At 72.7% G+C, this 14,421-nt stretch carries 14 protein-coding genes, 1 tRNA gene and 1 pseudogene; 6 read left to right on the forward strand and 10 right to left on the reverse strand.

Annotated elements, in window-relative coordinates:
* Positions 1–124: 124 nt before the first annotated feature.
* Both IF61_RS0102235 and IF61_RS0102240 read right to left on the reverse strand, forming a co-directional pair.
* A complete protein-coding gene (locus IF61_RS0102235; RefSeq protein WP_030364464.1) occupies positions 125–1,519 on the reverse strand; it encodes a hypothetical protein in 1,395 nt (464 codons plus the stop codon).
* Positions 1,520–1,603: 84 nt separating this feature from the next.
* Positions 1,604–2,374, reverse strand: coding sequence for a DUF4097 family beta strand repeat-containing protein (locus IF61_RS0102240; RefSeq protein WP_030364465.1), 771 nt, complete (start codon positions 2,372–2,374; stop codon positions 1,604–1,606).
* A 191-nt stretch (positions 2,375–2,565) separates the two neighbouring features.
* On the opposite strand from IF61_RS0102240, the gene IF61_RS0102245 reads away from it, so the two are divergent.
* Positions 2,566–2,640 (forward strand) — tRNA-Val (locus IF61_RS0102245).
* Between the two features lie 65 nt (positions 2,641–2,705).
* Here IF61_RS0102245 and IF61_RS0102250 read toward each other — a convergent pair.
* The 4 genes and pseudogenes from IF61_RS0102250 to IF61_RS0102260 all read right to left on the reverse strand — a co-directional run bounded on the left by IF61_RS0102250 (position 2,706) and on the right by IF61_RS0102260 (position 4,967).
* Entirely contained in the window at positions 2,706–2,951 is a 246-nt protein-coding gene (locus IF61_RS0102250; protein WP_030364466.1) for a hypothetical protein, read from the reverse strand.
* Positions 2,951–3,235 (reverse strand): hypothetical protein, encoded by a 285-nt coding sequence (locus IF61_RS0102255; protein WP_030364467.1) that lies wholly within the window; start codon positions 3,233–3,235, stop codon positions 2,951–2,953. The genes IF61_RS0102250 and IF61_RS0102255 overlap by 1 nt, the downstream gene beginning before the upstream one ends.
* A gap of 95 nt (positions 3,236–3,330) precedes the next feature.
* Positions 3,331–3,593 (reverse strand): annotated as a pseudogene (locus IF61_RS36785) (replication initiator); the annotation flags it as partial.
* Between the two features lie 414 nt (positions 3,594–4,007).
* The gene (locus IF61_RS0102260; RefSeq protein WP_030364468.1) at positions 4,008–4,967 is read right to left on the reverse strand and encodes a LysR family transcriptional regulator; all 960 of its coding nucleotides are present in this window, start codon (positions 4,965–4,967) and stop codon (positions 4,008–4,010) included.
* A 209-nt stretch (positions 4,968–5,176) separates the two neighbouring features.
* Between IF61_RS0102260 and snpA the strand changes: the two genes are divergently transcribed.
* Positions 5,177–5,845: a snapalysin gene (snpA, locus tag IF61_RS0102265; RefSeq protein WP_043187574.1), complete on the forward strand. Its 669-nt coding sequence runs from the start codon at positions 5,177–5,179 to the stop codon at positions 5,843–5,845.
* Between the two features lie 109 nt (positions 5,846–5,954).
* A complete protein-coding gene (locus IF61_RS0102270) occupies positions 5,955–6,482 on the forward strand; it encodes a DUF1990 domain-containing protein (protein WP_030364470.1) in 528 nt (175 codons plus the stop codon).
* 266 nt (positions 6,483–6,748) lie between these two features.
* Here the strand turns inward: IF61_RS0102270 and IF61_RS0102275 are convergent, their stop codons facing one another.
* The 3 genes from IF61_RS0102275 to IF61_RS0102285 all read right to left on the reverse strand — a co-directional run bounded on the left by IF61_RS0102275 (position 6,749) and on the right by IF61_RS0102285 (position 8,972).
* Entirely contained in the window at positions 6,749–7,372 is a 624-nt protein-coding gene (locus IF61_RS0102275) for a DedA family protein (RefSeq protein WP_030364471.1), read from the reverse strand.
* Between the two features lie 129 nt (positions 7,373–7,501).
* Positions 7,502–7,981: a DoxX family protein gene (locus IF61_RS0102280; protein WP_078659925.1), complete on the reverse strand. Its 480-nt coding sequence runs from the start codon at positions 7,979–7,981 to the stop codon at positions 7,502–7,504.
* Between the two features lie 322 nt (positions 7,982–8,303).
* Positions 8,304–8,972 carry an HNH endonuclease family protein gene (locus IF61_RS0102285; RefSeq protein ID WP_030364473.1) on the reverse strand — a complete coding sequence of 223 codons (669 nt, stop codon included), beginning with the start codon at positions 8,970–8,972 and terminating at the stop codon, positions 8,304–8,306.
* Positions 8,973–9,216: 244 nt separating this feature from the next.
* Here IF61_RS0102285 and IF61_RS0102290 point away from each other — a divergent pair, with 244 nt between their 5' ends.
* A complete protein-coding gene (locus IF61_RS0102290; protein ID WP_052392362.1) occupies positions 9,217–10,029 on the forward strand; it encodes an ABC transporter permease in 813 nt (270 codons plus the stop codon).
* A gap of 198 nt (positions 10,030–10,227) precedes the next feature.
* Entirely contained in the window at positions 10,228–10,809 is a 582-nt protein-coding gene (locus tag IF61_RS0102295) for a TMEM165/GDT1 family protein (protein ID WP_030364475.1), read from the forward strand.
* Positions 10,810–11,148: 339 nt separating this feature from the next.
* Here IF61_RS0102295 and IF61_RS0102300 read toward each other — a convergent pair whose 3' ends face one another.
* Entirely contained in the window at positions 11,149–11,829 is a 681-nt protein-coding gene (locus IF61_RS0102300) for an HAD-IA family hydrolase (protein ID WP_030364476.1), read from the reverse strand.
* Positions 11,830–12,302: 473 nt separating this feature from the next.
* Here IF61_RS0102300 and IF61_RS0102305 point away from each other — a divergent pair, with 473 nt between their 5' ends.
* Entirely contained in the window at positions 12,303–14,411 is a 2,109-nt protein-coding gene (locus tag IF61_RS0102305; protein WP_052392344.1) for an MDR family MFS transporter, read from the forward strand.
* Positions 14,412–14,421: the final 10 nt, after the last annotated feature.

A 14,421-nucleotide genomic window follows, 5' to 3' on the forward strand; every position in this document is an offset into this window, starting at 1 on the left:
GCGCTGACGTGTATTTGTGGGCCCAATACCGGGGCCCCCTTGGAGGCCGCGGCAAAGGGCCCGTAAATATACGGCCCCGGACCCCCACCCCGGAGCCCCCGCCACCGGCACCCGGACGCACCCGCTACCGGCCCCGCTCCCCCCGGATCTCCTGAACCACCCGGGAAACAGAACCCCGCACCGCCGACGTCTCCGTAAGGAAGTGCCACCAGTCCGGGTGCCGCCCCTCCAGCCCGGCCACGGCCCGGTCCAGCCGTTCCACCGCCGCGTCCAGCGGCCCCGCGTGCCGCGGGTCGGGCGTGCTGCGCCCCGCCATGGCCAGCCGCTGCGCGTCGCGGATCGCGAAGCGCGTGCGCTCGACTTCCTGCTGGTGGTCGAAGGACACCTCGTCCAGTCGCCGCAGCCGGTCGGCCGCGGCGGAGACGGATTCGTCGGTCGTGCTCAGCACGGCCCGTACGGTCGAGAGCAGGGCCTGGGCGTCGGGCCACCGCTGCTCGTCGCGCGCCCGCCGCGCCTCGGCGAGCTTCTCCTCGGCCTGGGCGACGGCCCGCTGGGCCTCCTCGGGCACTTGCTGGAGGTCCTGCCAGCAGGCGGCGCTGTAGCGGCGGCGCAGCTCGCTGAGGACGGGCTCGACGCCCGAGGCGCGGGTGGTCAGGGCCTGGGCCCGCGTCCGCAGGGACACCAGCCGCTTGTCGATCTCCGCGACCTTGGCCGGCAGGCCCTCCGCCTCGGCCCGTACGGCCCCGGCTTCCTGCAGGACTCGTTCCGCGCGCCGGAGCGTGTCGGGCACGCCGTGCTGCCCGGCGCCCTGGTTGAGCTTGGTGAGCTCGGGGGAGAGCGCCGCGAGCCGCGCGGCGAGGCCGTCGGCCCGCAGGCCCGCGCCGCGTGCGGCGTCGAGCGCGACGGTGGCGGCGAGGAGGCCTTGGCGGGCGCGTTCCACGGCGGGCGCGAGGCGGGAGAGCTGTTCCTCGGCGGTGCTCAGGAGCGGGCCGAGGCCCTGCCCGAACCGCTCCAGGTCGGCCTTGGCGCGCAGCAGCTCGTCCTTGGCCTTGGTGAGGTCGGTGCGGGCGCGGGCGGCGGCGCCGGCGTCGAGGTCCTCGCGGTCGAGGTCGTGGGAGTCGACGGCGGTGATGTAGGCGTGGGAGACCTCGTCGATGCGCTGCCCGAAGGCGGCGAAGTCGGCGGCGGCCTTGCGGGCGGCGGGGGAGGAGTCCACCGCGGTGATCGTCTCGATGGAGATCCGCAGCTCGCGCTGGGCGGTGTCGAGCTCGTAGAAGGCGGCCGCGGCGGCGTCCTTCGCGGCCTGGGCGTCCGCCCGCTGGCCTTCGCCGCGGCCCCAGCCCCAGCGGCGGGTGCCGCCGCCGGCGAAGGCCGCGGGCGCGGTGGCGAGGGCCGCGGCGAGCAGGGGGAGCGGCAGGAGGACGAGGGCGAGGGCGTCGCGGGCGGCGGCGGTGCGGGCCCCCGCAGCCCGGAAACGGCGGTGCGCCGGTCGTGCGGACTGTGCGAAGGTCGCCGTCACTTGCCCTCTCCCGATGGATCGCCCCTGGCCGGATGCCATTCTCCCACCCGGTAAGGACGAACACACGGGACGGTCAGTTGCCCGTCAGTCCGCGAGGCGGATCTTCACCTCGCCGTTGTTGCTGTGGGCGGTGACGACGTGGGCGCTGCTGTCGTCGCGCGGCACGTCCACGCGCACCTTGCCGTTGTTGCTGCGGCCCTCGGCCTTGTACGGGGCGCGGGGCAGGTCGACGGTGATGCTGCCGTTGTCGCTTCCGGCCTCGACGCGGTCGGGGACCCGGCCGAAGGCGAGCCGTACGGCCCCGTTGTCCGTGTCGGCCTTGACCTGGCGGGAAGTGACGCCGCTGGTGGTGAGGGTGCCGTTGGAGCTGTGGAGGCGCAGGGAGCCGCTGCTGTCCTCGACGCGGACGGCGCCGTTGCCGGAGCGGATGTCGAGGTCGGTATCGAAGCCGCGGGCCTTGACCTCGCCGTTGTCGTTCTTGACGGTCACCTTCACACCGCGCGGCACCTCGATCTTGTGCCGGGCGTCGCAGTCGGTGCTCAGCCCGGAGCACTGCTCCTTGAGCTTGAGGACGGAGCCGTCGAGCTCCCAGGTGACCTTCGTGGTCCCGCCCAGGGTCCATCCGGAGAACCACCGCGTGACCTGGACGCCCTTGACGTCGGCGGGCACGAGCTCCAGCGCCGAGTTGTCGGACTCGACGGTCAGCTCCTTCCCGGCCAGCGCGAACGCCTTGTGCTCCGGCGTCGCCTCGCCGGCGTCGGCGCTCCCGCACCCGGTCAGCACGGCTCCGGCGATCAGCACACCGACCGTGACGAGCGGGATACGGACGGCGGCGGAACGGGTGCGGGGCTTCATCGGGTCTCCGGTGGGGCAGGTCGGCGAGGTGCGGCAGAGGCGCCGCGTACGGGATCAGCGTAGGAGTGGATCACGGCCGGGCACGATGAAGCCCGCTACCGGAAAAGGGGTGGGGATAACCCCCGCACGGGCCCCCGGCCCTGCGTTTGCGGGGACCCCGGCAGGTCGATGTAGGCTGTCACCTCGTGCCAGGGCGCATAGCTCAGCGGTAGAGCGCTGCTCTTACAAAGCAGATGTCGGCGGTTCGAATCCGTCTGTGCCCACCAGCGCGAAGACCCCGAAGCGATCAGGCTTCGGGGTCTTTGTCGCATACGGCAGCGAGGCGCAGGTGTCAGCCGATGTAGTTGAGCTGAAGGACTGTCAGTGTCTTCGTTTGCTGGCCGACGAGGAGCACAGCGATGGCGTGATCCGTCACCAAAGTGCGCATCACGCCGTCGTCTTCCCCGTAGACGTGGGTGGCCCCGTAGGGGTCATCACAGGCAGCGGCTAAGGCCACGGCTAATTGCGCGCTTGCCTCGGGTGGCATCGCATCGTGAACCGCCTCGGTGCCGTGCCCGTACTTCAGCCGGAAGGTCATCAGGCAGCCCCTCGGGATCGCGCGGCGGCGGCTTCGGCCTGGATCCGGTCGGTCACGTCGATCCACTCGCCGGGGACCTCCCCGGTCTCCGCTTCGACTCGCGCGAGCTCCCGGCCGCGCTCGACGGCAGCACTGATGTCTTCAGCGATCTGCTGCCACTTCGCAAACACGGTGACGATCTCGTGTACCGGGGCGCGGTTGATCTCGCTCAGGAAGCGCTGCTTCGCCGGTGGACTGCCCAGGGCGTCGCAGATCGTTTCGATCGTCCATCGCTTCGCGGTCATGGTGTGTTCCTCCTCCAGCAGAGGCCGCCTGCACGCTGCCATCCCACGGTACGCGGGGCGGGGAATCTTCGGGGCATCATAGGCAACGAGGCCCGTCACCAGTCCCCCTCTGCGTCGTCGGGGTCGAGTTCGGCGAGGGCTTCGCGTGCGGTATCGCGGTTGGTTTTGAGGTCTTGGGCGATGGTGGCGGCGAGCCAGGATTCGCCGGGGGCGTGTCCTTGTCCGGCGTAGGTCCAGTGGGCCAGGACGAGGGTGGTGGCTTCGGGGGTGTCGTCGGGGTCGGGGAGTCCTCGTTCGCGGCGTTCCTGGCGGGCGCGGTAGTCGGCGCGGGCCCCCGGAGGGTGCCGAGGGTGGTGGAGTTAGGAGGTCACGTCTATGACGGACATGCCCAACCCGGCAGAGCCAAGCCCACGTCCTGACCCTACTGTGTCGCCCCCTCCGGGCCATACCGCACGCGCTTGGCTCATGACTCTTGCGACCTTGATAGGGGCCGCTGCAACTCTCATCAGTGCACTCCGTGGAGTAACGCACTAGAGCGTCTGTGGGCAGCGCCCTAGGTGGAGCAGGACACCTCAGTTGACGCCAGGCTGACATCAGCAGCCGACATCAACAAGCGTGGGCGCCGACGGATTCGGGCGGTCGGACGCGCACCGGTCGACGCCTGATGGGGAGCCCTGGACTGCTACGCGGCGGTTGCCGGATCGAACTTACCGGGATCGGTGCGGGGCTCCTGCGTTTTCGTGCGGGGCCGGGGGACGCCCGGAGGGCCCGGTCACGGCAGAGGCAGCATGCCGCCGTTCCTGTGGAGCCACGACCGGTACGTCGGGTTGGCGTAGGCGAGGGACCGGTAGGCGTCGGCCAAGTCGCAGAAGAGGGCGTCGGTTTCCGGGACGGAGAGCGCGCCGGGGCGGGTGGTCAGGGAGAGTTCGACGGTGAGGGGGTCGCCGTAGAGGGGGCGGAGGACCGTTCCCGGGCCGGCCTCCGCGGTGGGCTGGCAGGCCCGTACGGCCTCGCCCGAGGCGACGAGGTCCGCGGCCGTGGTGGTGTCGCGGACGTGCACGAGGCGCGGGTCGATCCCGGCGGTGGTGAAGGCCCGCTGCAGGGCGGACCACTCGTGGTCGGCCGCGGGGTCCACGATCCAGGCGTCGTCGGCGAGTTCGGCGATCCCGACCACGGGGTGGGCGGCCGCCGGGTGCGTGACGGACAGGGCGACGAACCGCGGCTCCCGGGTCATGAGGACGCGCTGTTCGACGCCCGGCGGTATGTGCAGGGGGAAGCCCTCGGTCTCGTGGACGAAGGCGGCGTCGAGCTGGTTGGTCGCGAGCAGCTGCAGCAACGTTCCCGCGGAGACCTCTATGTGGATGGCGACGTCCGTGTCGGGCAGCCGGGCGTGGAGGCGGCGCAGCCAGCCCGTGACGACGCGTCCGCCGAGGCTGCCGACCCGCAGCCGGGCCCCGCCCGCGCCCGCCGCGGCGTCACGGGCCGCCGCCATGAGCGCGCTCATCTCGGCGATGATGGGCCGGGCCCGGGAGAGCACGGAGTGGCCGAGCGGCGTGGGGCGGCTGCCCGTCTGGCCGCGGGTGAACAGCAGGCCGCCGACGGCTCCTTCGATGCGGCGGAGCTGGGTGGTGAGCGAGGGCTGGGTCATGCCCAGCTGCAGCGCGGCCTTCCGCACACTTCCCGCATCCGCAATGGCGCAAAGCGCGCGGAGGTGCCTGACCTCGAGCTCCACGGGGGGAGCATATCCGCGCCCCGCACGTCACACCAGGCACATGGCGGGGCAGGGTAGGTGATTGGCTGGTGTTATGGCCAGTTGGCATCATCCGTATCGCTGATAACTCGTCACAGACTCTCGGGGACCAGCAGTTCACCCGACGGACATCCGGTCGGCACACCCACCAGCCGGCAACGGACGTCCTCGGCACGAATGGAGTCCCCCACATGAAACGCTCCACGATGGTGCTGTCGGCGGCGATCGGCCTCGGGCTCACGGCGGCCATGACGGCGGTTCCCGCCTCCGCCGCCGCCCCGGCGGCCACGGGATCGCAGACCGTGCAGTCGTCGTACGCCGGCTCGGCGGCCGAAGAGGCCGACAACAAGGCGTTCTTCGACGCGGTGATGAAGTCGGCGCAGGCCAAGGCCGCGAAGTCGCCGGGCCTGCGGGCCGTCACGGTCACCTACGACGCCAGCAGAGCGCCCAGCTTCGCCTCCCAGATAGCCGCCAGCGCGCAGATCTGGAACAGCTCCGTGCGCAACGTCCAGCTGCGTGCGGGCAGCAACGCCGACTTCAGCTACTACGAGGGCAACGACTCCCGCGGCTCCTACGCGAGCACCGACGGCCACGGCCGCGGCTACGTCTTCCTCGACTACCGGCAGAACCAGCAGTACAACTCCACCCGCGTCACCGCGCACGAGACCGGGCACGTGCTCGGCCTGCCGGACCACTACTCCGGTCCGTGCAGCGAGCTGATGTCCGGCGGCGGCCCCGGCACGTCCTGCCAGAACACCCGCCCCAACAGCGCCGAGAGCAGCAGGGTCAACCAGCTGTGGGCCAACGGCCTGTCGGCCTTCAAGAAGGACGACAAGGGAGTGTTCACCACGGTTCGATGAGCCCCGGAGCTCACTGAGCCTCGCCCGTCCGGCGGCCCGGTTCCCTCGCGGAGCCGGGCCGCCGCCCGTCTCCACGCCCGTCGCGCCGCACGGCCGCATACTGGAACAGATGACACACGTGCCCCCTGGCCTCACCTATCCGGAGGCCGGCGCCACCGCCCGCTTCCCGCTGCCCGCCGGCTACCACCACCTCCACGAGGTCGGGTACGTCGGCCGCGGCCGGCCCGTCTTCGAGGCGGCGGCCGACGCGGTCCTCTCCTGGCGCCTGCACCGCGCCGCCGGCATCCGCGTGCCCGCCGGCACCCTCCCGGCCGCCCCCGGCGTGACCGTGGACGTCTCCCTCGGCCTCGGCCCGCTGCGCGCCTCCGGGACGTGCGCGGTGGTCTGGACCGTACGGGAGGAGCGCCGCGCGGGCTTCGCCTACGGCACGCTGCCGGGGCATCCCGAGTGCGGGGAGGAGTCCTTCGTCGTCACTCTCGACGGGGCGGAGGACGTACGCCTGGCCGTGACGGCGTTCAGCCGGCCGGCGCGCTGGTTCACGCGGGCCGCCGGGCCCTTGGTGCCGGCCTTCCAGCGGAGATACGCACGGCACTGCGCGCGCGTGCTGCGGGCGGAGGCGGCTCGTCCGGCGGCGTAGCCGGGGCAGGTATTGGTCCGTACCAATCCTCGTGCGGGGGTGGCACGCGGGGGTCCGCCGTTCGCCGACCGGACGTACGGTCGTTGCGGTATCGGGCCCTGCTGGAACGTGCGGCTGCGGTGGGGGCGGGATTCCGCCGGACTCCCGCCGTTGGGCCGCTTTGCCGTCGCGGCGGCTCTTTCCTTCCGCCGCGGGCGGCGAGAAGCCGCAAAGCCGGGAGGCGGGCGGAACGCGCGGCCGCCGCGACCGGGGCGACCGGAACCGCGCTACGCCTCTCGCGGCCGCTTCACGACGTACGCCGCGCCCGCCCCCGCCGCGAACAGGGCGAGGAAGGAGACGGCCGTGCCGATCCAGCCGGCGCCGAGCCACTGGCCGCCGAAGTAGCCCAGGCTCACGCTGTAGGCGGCCCAGGTCAGGCCGGCCAGGGCGGACCAGGGGAGGAATTCGGCCACCCGGCGGTGCATCACGCCCGCGCCGAGGCTGACCACGGACCGCCCGGCGGGTGCGAAGCGGGCGACGACCACCAGGGGGCCGCCGCCGCGCAGCAGCGCCGTGCCGAGCTTCTCCTGGGCGGCGGTCAGCCGCCGCGACCGGGCGATGGCCCGGTCGAAGCGGTCGCCGCCGCGCCAGGCGAGCCGGTAGGCGACCATGTCGCCGAGGACGGATGCCGTCGCGGCGCACATGACCAGCGCGAGCATCTGGGGGAAGCCGGCGTGGCCGCGGGCCGCGTCACCGACCGCGTCGGCCGCGGTGCCCGCGGCGGCGGTCGCCGCGGTGATCACCAGGACCCCGCTGGGGAGCACGGGGAGGAAGACGTCCAGGAGTACGGAGATGCTGACGATCACGTAGATCCATGGGGTGTCGGCCAACGCCCCCAACTGCTCCAGCACGTCCTGATCTCCCGGTACGGTCCCCCGCCGCGACGTCGCAGGGGAGCGGCAGGGGCGGCCTTCACAACCGCACAGCGTACGCCTGGGGCGTGTGTGACGTGTGAGCGGGGGAGGGGAAAATGGCGCAGATCACCCGCGGCGGGAGAAGAGCCGGTCCAGGGACAGCGCACCCGGGCCGGTGAAGACGAGCAGCAGGAAGCCCCAGCAGAACACGACGGGCAGCTCGCCGCCGTTCTGGATCGGCCACAGCGCCCCGCTCTGGTGCATGTCGAAGTACGCGTACGCCATGGAGCCGGACGCGATCAGGGCCGCGCTGCGGGTGCCCGCGCCGAGCAGCACGAGGATGCCGGCGACGGCCTGGATGACGGCCGCGTACCAGAACGGCCAGAGGCCGGTCGCGACGGTGCCGCCGTGGGTGCCGGCCGCGCCGCCGAGCACGCCGAAGAGCGAGGCGATGCCGTGGCAGGCGAAGAGCAGGCCGATCACGACCCGGAAGGCGGACAGGACGTACGGGCGGGCCGCGTCCAGGCGCTCCGTGAGGGCGGGGGTCGCGGCGGCGCCGGTTCTCGCGGGGGCCGAGGGGGAGGCGGTGGCGGGCGTGGGGGGCATGAGGGGCTCCTCGTATCGGGGACAGGAACGATGAGGTCCCCCAGGTTAGGTACCCCTAATCGATACTTGCAAGTTCAAGGACCGATGGACCGACTTTGTCACATGCCGGAAATCCGGGAACGGGCTGGAACCCCGGCTGGACACCCGGCGGGAAGGCGGTCCGACGCGCGGCGGAACGCGGCGGGAACGCGGCGGGGCGGGCCGGATGTGGATCCGGCCCGCCCCGGGGCGCTCTGTCTGTTCGTCTGTTCGTGCTGTTGCGCCGTCCCGGCTCAGCAGCCGCGGCTCAGCAGCCGCGGTTCAGCGGCTCAACGGCTCCGGCTCAGCAGCCCTTCAGGACGGCCGTGAGCTTGTCCTTCTCCGCGGAGTCGACCGTCAGCTTGTAGTAGTGCTTGACCGTGACCCACATGCGCGCGTACGTGCACGCGTAGGAGTTCAGCGGCGGCATCCACTGCGCCGGGTCCTTGTCGCCCTTCGCCTGGTTGACGCGGTCGGTCACGGCGATCAGCTGCGGCCGGGTGAGGTCGTTGGCGAACGCCTTCCGCTGCTCGGTCGTCCAGGCGTTGGCGCCCGAGCGCCAGGCCTGGGCCAGCGGCACTATGTGGTCGATGTCGATGTCCTGGGCGTCGTGCCAGGTGGCGCCGTCGTAGGGGGAGACCCAGGTGCCGGAGACCGCGGCGCACTTGGCGTCCTGCTGCACGTTCTCGCCGTCGCGCTTGAGGACGACCTCGCGGGTGTTGCACTCCCCGGACTGGGTGGCCCAGTGCGGGAACTTCGTGCGGCTGTAGCCGTCCATGGAGCCCTCGGGGCTGACCTGCAGTTCCGTGAGGTAGCCGCGCACGGTGGCGGCGTCCGGCGGGGTGGGCGGGGCGGCGTGGGCCGTGCCGCCGCCCAGGACGAGCGAGCCGACGAGGGCGGCGAGGCCGCTCGCCACGGCGGTGCGACGCGCGTAGAGACGGCGCGCGGCGGGACGGGTGCGCAGTGCGGGCATGGGAACTCCCTGTGGAGTGGGGGGTCTTCGGCCGTCGGGAACGGCCAGGATCGCGGCGTCCGGTTTCCGGGGGGTGGTCGCCAGGTAACAGGGTGACGACGCGATCATGACAAGGCAAGGGTCAATTCACGTGACGTTGAACCCGATCGGCGCAGCGTCCCGGCATTTCCTGACACGCCGCCATGCGACCGCCGGTAACCGGCCGTTCGGCACGCCTAGGGTGGGCCGCGTGCTCGCCGCCGCAGTGCTGCTGCCCGTCAACGCCACCCTCGCCGTGGTGCTCGCCGTCCTCCTCGCCGCCGCCGTGGCGATCGCCGCGGCCGCCCGCCTCGCCGACGCGCGCGGCCGCGGCTGGGCCCGCTCCGTCGCGGTCGCCGGGGTGCGCGCCGCCGCCCAACTCGCCGTGGTCTCGGCGCTGATCGGCTGGGTGGTGCGGGCCCTGCCGCTGCTGCTGTGCTTCGTGGCTCTGATGTACGCCGTGGCCGTACGGACCGCCGGGCGCCGGATCACCGGCAACCGCACGTGGTGGTGGGCGGCCCTGCCCATCGGCGCGGCCGTGCTGCCGGTCCTCGTGCTGCTGGTGCTCACCGGCCTCGTGCCGGTCGACGGCATCGCGCTCGTCCCCGTCGCGGGCATCCTCATCGGCGGCGGCCTGACCGCGACGGTCCTGGCCGGCCGGCGCGCCCTGGACGAGCTCCACACGCGCCACGGCGAGGTGGAGGCCGGCCTGGCGCTCGGCATGCTCGACCGCGACGCCCGGCTGGAGATCGCCCGCCCGGCCGCGTCCGACGCCCTCCTGCCGGGGCTGGACCAGACCCGCACGGTGGGGCTCGTCACACTCCCCGGGGCGTTCGTCGGCATGCTGCTGGGCGGGGCGTCGCCGCTGCCGGCCGCCGCGGTGCAGCTGTTCGTGCTGGTCGCGCTGATGGCGGTGCAGGTGGTGGCGGTCGCGGTGGTGCTGGAGCTGGTGGCGCGGGGGCGGCTGCACCGGGCGGACGCGAGCGCAGGAGGGAAGCGGCGGGCGTCGCGTACCCTGGGGGGAGCAGAAGGGGAGTAGCTCTTCGCCGGACCGTCGACATACTGCCGAGCTCGCCTCGGCCGGCGCCCGGAGGCCGCCCGTCCCGTACGGGCCGGCCAGCGAGACCTTCGGCCGCAGTGTCCATGACGCTGCCGTGCCGAAGCGACCCCTGAAACGTGCGGAAACGTGCAGGTCCCCTCGGTGCGGCAGCACCCGACCGACTGAGGGATTCACCACGTGTTCAGCTTCACCGTCGCCGCCCTGGCCTTCGGCGTCGTCTTCCTCGCCGAGCTGCCCGACAAGACCGCCCTGGCCGGCCTCATGCTCGGCACCCGCTACCGCGCGGGCTACGTCTTCGCCGGCGTCGCCGCGGCCTTCGCCGTACACGTCGCGCTCGCCATCGCCGCCGGCAGCGTCCTGTCGCTGCTGCCGCACCGCCTCGTCCAGTGCGTCGTCGGCCTGCTCTTCCTCGCCGGCGCGGCCATGCTCCTCTTCAAGAAGGACGAGGACGACGAGGAGCTCCGGAAGCCCGCCGACCAGTCCTTCTGGAAGGTCTCCGGGGCGGGCTTCATGCTGATCCTCGTCGCCGAGTTCGGCGACCTCACCCAGATCATGACCGCCAACCTCGCCGCCCGCTACGACGACCCGCTCTCGGTGGGCCTCGGCGCGGTGCTGGCCCTGTGGGCCGTCGCGGGCCTGGGCATCGTGGGCGGGCGCACGCTGATGAAGTACGTACCGCTGGCGATCGTCACCAGGGTGGCGGCGGTGGTGATGCTGGGACTGGCGGGCTTCAGCTTGTACGAGGCGGTCGCGGGCTGACGCTCTGTACGAGGTGGTCGTGGGCTGACGCTCTGCACGACGCGGTCGCGGGCCGACGTTCTGTACGAGGCTGGTTGCGGGCCGGCGTTCGTCCGGTCCGCCGTTGCCGTGGCGTGGTCCGGCACCGCCGGGGAGCGCCGTCGTGGTTGCTCGCCGTTGCGGCGCAAGGAACTGCCCGCCGCAACGGGGACCAGCCACTGTGGTGAGGGCCCGGCGGCACGGGCGACCACGGCAACCAGTGCCTGCGATCTGCCGCTGTCACCACTGCCAGGGCAACCACCGGCACCGCAGCCGCCGCCACCGTGACCGCCGGCATGCCGAACGGGCCCCGGCGGGGCCCTACCGCGCCGCTATGTGGAGCGTGATCGTGCCGTCCGCCGACGCCTCGACCCGTATCTGCGTCAGGTCCGCCACGGCCACGTCCGGCGCGTGGGCGGCCGCGCGCGGGCCGACGCCGACGACGCGCATGCCCGCCGCCCGGCCGGCGGCGATGCCCGCCTCCGAGTCCTCGAAGACGATGCAGTCGGCGGGCTCGAAGCCGAGCGCGGCGGCGCCCTTGAGGAAGCCCTCCGGGTCCGGCTTGCTCGCGCCGACGGACTCCGCGGTTACGCGGACCTCCGGCATGGGCAGGTCCGCCGCGCCCATGCGAGCCTCGGCCAGGGCGCGGTCCGCGGAGGTGACCAGGGCGTGGGGGAGGGTGGCGAGGGCCGCCATGAAGGCGGGGGCGCCGCCGACCGGCACGACGCCGTCGACGTCGGCGGTCTCGGCCGCGAGCATCCGGCGGTTGTCGGCGTGGTTCTGCTCCATCGGGCGGTCCGGGAGCAGCACGGCCATCGTGGCGTAGCCCTGACGGCCGTGGACGACCTTCATCACCGCGTCGCCGTCGAGCCCCTGCTCGGCGGCCCAGCCGCGCCAGCAGCGCTCCACGACGGCGTCGGAGTTGACGATGGTCCCGTCCATGTCCAGGAGCAGGGCGCGGGCGGTCAGCGTGGTCGTGGCGGCGGGGGCGTTGGCCTGCATCGGCGGACTCCAGGGCGCGCGGGAGGGAGACAAGCGGTCCCGCCCGCCGGTCAGGGAATACGGGCGGAACCACTTTGTTTCCCCACGATACAAAAAGTCGGGCCTTTCATGCCAACCCGTGCCGGCGGGCGGGGGCGGGAAGCGCCGCGCCGGCCGGGCGGCCCGGCGACTCCCGCAGGGCTTCCCGGCGGTTCCCGGCGGTTCCCGGCGGTTCCCAACGGGACCTCCTGGCCGGTGCCCACAGGACTTCACGGCCGCTCCCGTAGTCCCCTGGCTGACCCCCGTAGGACTTCACGGCTGCTCCCGTAGTCCCCTGGCTGACCCCCGTAGGACTTCACGGCTGCTTCCCCGCGCGCTGCCAATGGCCTACCCCGGCGGGCCGGACGCGCCGATCGGGACCACGATGGAAGAGGCCCCGCCGTCCAGGAGACCCGGCGGGGCCCCGCGAGACCCCAGGAGACCCGGGAGCGCCCATGGCGGACGACACCCCTGGCCCCTCCGTGGCCGCAGCGCCGGAGCCCGCCTCCGTACCCGGCGAGGGACAGCCCCGGCGCACCGTCCTCGTGGCGATCGGGGCGCTGCTGCTCGGCATGCTGCTCGCCGCCCTGGACCAGACGATCGTCTCCACCGCGCTGCCCACGATCGTCAGCGACCTCGGCGGCCTCGAACACCTCTCCTGGGTCGTCACCGCGTACATGCTCGCCTCCACCGCCGCGACCCCGCTCTGGGGCAAGCTCGGCGACCAGTACGGGCGCAAGAAGCTCTTCCAGACGGCCATCGTCATCTTCCTGCTCGGCTCCGTGCTGTGCGGCATCGCCCAGAACATGGGCGAGCTCATCGCCTTCCGCGCCCTCCAGGGCCTCGGCGGCGGCGGGCTCATGGTGCTGTCGATGGCGATCGTCGGCGACATCGTCCCGCCCCGCGACCGCGGCCGCTACCAGGGCCTCTTCGGCGCGGTCTTCGGCGGTACGAGCGTGCTCGGCCCGCTGCTCGGCGGCCTGTTCGTGGACCACCTCAGCTGGCGCTGGGTCTTCTACATCAACCTCCCCATCGGCGTCGTCGCCCTCTTCACCATCGCCGCCGTCCTGCACATCCCGGTCCGCCGCACCCCGCACCGCATCGACTACCTCGGCACGTTCCTCATCGCCGCCGTCGCCACCTGCCTGGTGCTGATGACCTCGCTCGGCGGCGTCACGTACCCCTGGAAGTCCTGGCAGATCATCGGACTCGGGGTGCTGGGCGTGGTGCTGCTCGTGCCGTTCGTGGTCGTGGAGCGGCGCGCCGCGGAGCCCGTGCTGCCGCTCAGCCTCTTCCGCATCCACACCTTCTCGCTCTGCTCGGTGATCGGCTTCGTCGTCGGCTTCGCGATGTTCGGGTCGATGACGTACCTGCCGACGTTCCTGCAGGTCGTGCAGGGCGTCTCGCCGACGCTGTCCGGCGTGCACATGCTGCCGATGGTGGCGGGACTGCTCATCGCCTCGACCGCCTCCGGCCAGATCGTCAGCCGCACCGGCCACTACAAGGCCTTCCCCATCGCCGGCACCTTCATCATGACCGTCGGCCTGCTCCTTCTGCACCGGCTCGAACCGGCCAGCAGCACCGCCGAGATGAGCGGCTACTTCTTCGTCTTCGGCTTCGGGCTCGGCCTCGTCATGCAGGTCCTCGTCCTGATCGTGCAGAACGCCGTCGCCTACCGCGACCTCGGCGTCGCCACCTCCGGAGCCACCTTCTTCCGCTCCATCGGCGCCTCCTTCGGCGTCTCCATCTTCGGCACGATCTTCGCCAACATGCTCGGGCCGCGCATTGCCGACGCCCTCGCCGGCGCGAAGCTGCCGCCCGGCGTCAGCGCGGACCGGCTCCAGGCCGACCCGCGCGCCGTCTCCACCCTGCCGCCGGGGGAGCGGGCGCGCGTCCTCGCCGCCTACTCCGACTCGATCACCGACGTCTTCATCTACGCGGTCCCCGCCGCCCTCGCCGCCTTCGTCCTCGCCTGGTTCCTCAAGGAGGAGCCCCTGCGCGGCAGCGTCACCGCCCCCGACACGAGCGAGGTCATCTCCAGCAACCCCGTCGAACGCTCCTCCCACGAGGAGGTCGCCCGCGCGCTGTCCCTCCTCGGCAGCCGCGAGGGCCGCAAGAAGATCTACGAGGTGATCACGGAACGGGCCGGGCTCGACCTGCGGCCCGCGGCGAGCTGGATGCTCCTGCGCATGAACCGCTACGGCTCCGTCGAGCCGTCTCTTCTCGCCGAGCGCGTCGACGTCCCCCTGCGCGCCGTCACCGAAGCCGCCATTCAGCTCGAGGTCCGCGGCCTCGCCCGCCGCGAGGGCCTCCCCCTCGTCCCCACGGACGAGGGCCGCCGCGTGGCCGAGCTCCTCTTCCAGGCCCGCGAGGCGTCCCTGGCCGACCTCCTGGGCGACTGGTGGACCCCTGACCGCCCCACCGACCTCGACGCCCTCGTCCGCGAACTCAACACGGAACTGTGCGGGTCGGACGCGGAACAGCCGCACGACCACGAGGGGCTGCCCCGGCGGGACCACGAGGCGTGGCGGGACCGGGGGAAGGGGGGTGCGGGGGCTGGGTGACGGGCGTGTG

Source organism: Streptomyces roseoverticillatus (assembly GCF_000719265.1).
Taxonomy (GTDB): domain Bacteria; phylum Actinomycetota; class Actinomycetes; order Streptomycetales; family Streptomycetaceae; genus Streptomyces; species Streptomyces roseoverticillatus.

What these genes read in the sequence shown, in the direction of transcription:
- IF61_RS0102280 (WP_078659925.1), bottom strand. Translation starts at nt 7,981, where the DNA reads ATGCCCCCCACGCCCGCCACCGCCTCCCCCTCGGCCCCCGCGAGAACC.
- IF61_RS0102240 (WP_030364465.1), bottom strand. Translation starts at nt 2,374, where the DNA reads ATGAAGCCCCGCACCCGTTCCGCCGCCGTCCGTATCCCGCTCGTCACG.
- snpA (WP_043187574.1), top strand. Translation starts at nt 5,177, where the DNA reads ATGAAACGCTCCACGATGGTGCTGTCGGCGGCGATCGGCCTCGGGCTC.
- IF61_RS0102285 (WP_030364473.1), bottom strand. Translation starts at nt 8,972, where the DNA reads ATGCCCGCACTGCGCACCCGTCCCGCCGCGCGCCGTCTCTACGCGCGT.
- IF61_RS0102305 (WP_052392344.1), top strand. Translation starts at nt 12,303, where the DNA reads ATGGCGGACGACACCCCTGGCCCCTCCGTGGCCGCAGCGCCGGAGCCC.
- IF61_RS0102270 (WP_030364470.1), top strand. Translation starts at nt 5,955, where the DNA reads ATGACACACGTGCCCCCTGGCCTCACCTATCCGGAGGCCGGCGCCACC.
- IF61_RS0102255 (WP_030364467.1), bottom strand. Translation starts at nt 3,235, where the DNA reads ATGACCGCGAAGCGATGGACGATCGAAACGATCTGCGACGCCCTGGGC.
- IF61_RS0102300 (WP_030364476.1), bottom strand. Translation starts at nt 11,829, where the DNA reads ATGCAGGCCAACGCCCCCGCCGCCACGACCACGCTGACCGCCCGCGCC.
- IF61_RS0102250 (WP_030364466.1), bottom strand. Translation starts at nt 2,951, where the DNA reads ATGACCTTCCGGCTGAAGTACGGGCACGGCACCGAGGCGGTTCACGAT.